Origin of the sequence: Dietzia sp. DQ11-44 (genome assembly GCF_014145205.1) — a bacterium.
In the GTDB taxonomy this organism is placed as follows: Bacteria; Actinomycetota; Actinomycetes; order Mycobacteriales; family Mycobacteriaceae; genus Dietzia; species Dietzia natronolimnaea.
Genome location: NZ_JAALEC010000524.1, coordinates 1 through 2,697, shown reverse-complemented (window position 1 = coordinate 2,697; position 2,697 = coordinate 1). Strand labels below are relative to the sequence as shown.

At 71.4% G+C, this 2,697-nt stretch carries 3 protein-coding genes; all 3 read right to left on the bottom strand.

The annotated features are described in order from the left end of the window. Nucleotides 1-198: hypothetical protein (locus G6018_RS12915; RefSeq protein ID WP_182639813.1), on the bottom strand; the 198-nt coding region annotated here is incomplete at its 3' end. After that, nucleotides 195-1,265, bottom strand: coding sequence for a glutamate ABC transporter substrate-binding protein (locus G6018_RS12910; protein ID WP_182639814.1), 1,071 nt, complete (start codon nt 1,263-1,265; stop codon nt 195-197). The genes G6018_RS12910 and G6018_RS12915, both read right to left, overlap by 4 nt. Nucleotides 1,266-1,273: 8 nt before the next feature. Further along, nucleotides 1,274-2,697: hypothetical protein (locus G6018_RS12905; RefSeq protein ID WP_182639812.1), on the bottom strand; the 1,424-nt coding region annotated here is incomplete at its 5' end.

Sequence of the window (2,697 nt, the reverse complement as noted above, 5' to 3'; positions counted from 1 at the left end):
GGACTCCGTCGCCTCGGTGTCCCATGACGCCTCTGTGTGCCCCCGCGTCTCCGTGTGCCCCACCGCCTCCGTGTGCCCCGCCGCGCCCGTCACCTCGAGTGCGCCGGTGACCGACCCCGGCTCGGGGCGGAACGTGGCCTCGGTCCCCGCGGTCGGCTCGTCGACCGCGGGCCCGTCGTCCCATTTCCGGTAGCTCATCTGGGCTCCTCCGGCACGTAGGCCGGCGCGGGCATCCCGGGACTCGGGCCGAGCCCGGAGAGCCACGTGGAGTACATGCGGTTCCACGTGCCGTCGGCCCGGATCCGCTCGAGGGTCGAGTTGACCTGCCGGACCAGGCCGTCGGTGTTGTTACCGGGGGTCGACTTGGCGATGCCCACCCCGTACGGCTCCGCGTTGAGCTGCGGTCCGACGATCTCCAGGTACGGGTCCTGGGCGGTGATGCCAACCAGGATCGCGTCGTCCGTGGTGATGGCGTCCACCTGGTTCTGCTGGATGGCCACCAGGCAGTCGGCCCACGTGTTGACCGACAGCACCGTGAGCCGCTCCAGCTCCTCCCACAGTCGGGAGGCCGAGGTGGTGCCGGCCGCCACGCACACCCGCCGACCCTCGAGGTGTTCGATCTCGGTGATCCCGGAGCCCCGCACGGCCAGCACGCGCTGGTAGGCCTGGTAGTACGGCACGGAGAAGGTGATCAGCTCGCGCCGCGCGCACGTGATGGACATCGACCGGATCACCACGTCGACCTGGTTGTTCTCCAACGCCTCGATCCGGTTGACCGAGGTCAGGGAACGGAACTCGACCTGGCCGGGATCGCCGAAGATGTCCCGGGCGATCTCGCGGGCCAGGTCCACGTCGAAGCCGGTGAGCTGCCCGGTGCCCGGGTCACGGAAGGAGAACAGGTTGGAGCCCTGGTCCAGCCCCACGATCAGCCGCCCCCGCTGCCTGATGCGGGGGACGCGCTCCTCGGGCGGGGCGTCGTCCGGGCGCAGGCTCGGCAGCGGGTCGCAGGACTCGTCGGGGGTCACCTGGGGGAGTCCTGTCGGGCCGTCGGTGCTGATCACCGCTCCGGCCGGCAGCGGCATCACCGCGGACACCTCCGGGATCCCCACGTGATCCGACTCGGAGATCATCTCCCGGTCCGGCCCGCCGTCGCCGCCGCGCGCCTCGTCGTCGTCGACCCCGCACGCTCCGGCGAGCACCAGGGCGGCGACCAGAACGCCCCCGGTCACCACGCGGGCGGTCCGCCGCCCGGCCCACCACCTCATCCGCGCGCTCACAGGTACTCCCTGATCCGGGGTGCGATGCCCACGACCACGGCGAACGCGGCCAGGGCGGACAAGGCCATGATCAGGTCCGGCCCGGTGGCGGAGGTGCGCCGCGCGTTGTCGATGCGCGTGCGCAGCGTGTCGCGGGCTTCCTCGATGGCGTCCTGCATGGACTCGTCGAACTCGTCGAACGCGGCACCGGAATCGCCCTCCTCCTGGCCCGAGGAGATGGTGATGGCCCCCTGGTAGTCGCCCTGTTGGTAGAGCGAATCGGCGCGGTTCTGGGCGGCCATCCAGTCGTCCAGGGCCTCGATCGCGCTGGTGACGGCACCGTCGCCGTCCAGGCTGATGCGGCTACGGGACTGCTCGTCCGGGTCCAGGTAGACGGTCAACGAGTCACGGACGCCGCCGAGGATGGCGGCCCGCTCGGCCGCCGACCCCTCGGGATCGGTCCGGCGCACCAGGTTGAGCGTCTCCTGCGCGCGCACCTTCTGGGCGTCGATCCGCTGCCGGGTGAGCTCGTTCATCGGTGCCGCGCCCTCGGACAGGCCGCGCGCGTTGTTGTTGGCGGCCAGGAAGCCGGCGATCATGGTGAGCAGGAAGGTCGCCACCATGAGCAGCGAGGCCAGCGCCAACGCCGGGTTGACCCGCCGCCCGGTGATCTTCCACAGCCACTGCTGCAGCAGCACCAGCACCGCGATCGCCATCCCCAGCAGGATGAACGACCCCCACGGCGGCGAGGACCACTCGCGGTCGGACTCGCCCACCGAGGTGGACTGGCGGTCGTACAGGTCGGCGGCCGCCGGCAGGATCGTGTCCTGCATGAGCGTCGAGGCCGACGCGAGGTACGCCGAGCCGACCGGGTTGGCGACCCGGTTGTTGGTCCGCGCCGTCTCCACGAGGCCGGTGTAGGTGGTCAACTGGGCGTTGATGTGCGCCAGCTGGTCGATCGACTCCTCGTCCGAGCGGTCGAGGCCCAGGGAGGCGGCGATGATCGACGCCGACGAGGTGGCGATGGCCTGGAGGTACCGCTCCCTGAGCTCGGCGGGTTCTATCCCGCCGGTGATGAAGGCGGTGTTGGCCGCCGAGTCGGCGATGGTCAGGGAGCTGTACAGCGTCTGGGAGGCGTTGGCGACGGGCTCGACCTCGGCCAGCAGGGTCTCGTGATGGCTCTGGCGTTGGGTGATTGTCTGCGACGCCACGGTCCCGCCGAGCAGGATGGTGACGATCGCCGCCACCGCGAACACCGACATCCGCCCCGGTGTGGTGAGGACGTCGTTCCAGAACCGCGCGGCCCGGCGGCGGACCGGCCGGCGGGGGCTCGCGGCGAGCTTCTCGGAACCGGACCCCCCAGACGTTCCGGCACCGGACCCGGCACCCGGTCCCGACGACGACCCGGAGCGCGAGCCCGGACCGGAACCGGGTCGGGGGA

Coding starts and splice junctions, on each gene's coding strand:
- G6018_RS12910 (WP_182639814.1), bottom strand. CDS start 1,265: ATGAGGTGGTGGGCCGGGCGGCGGACCGCCCGCGTGGTGACCGGGGGC.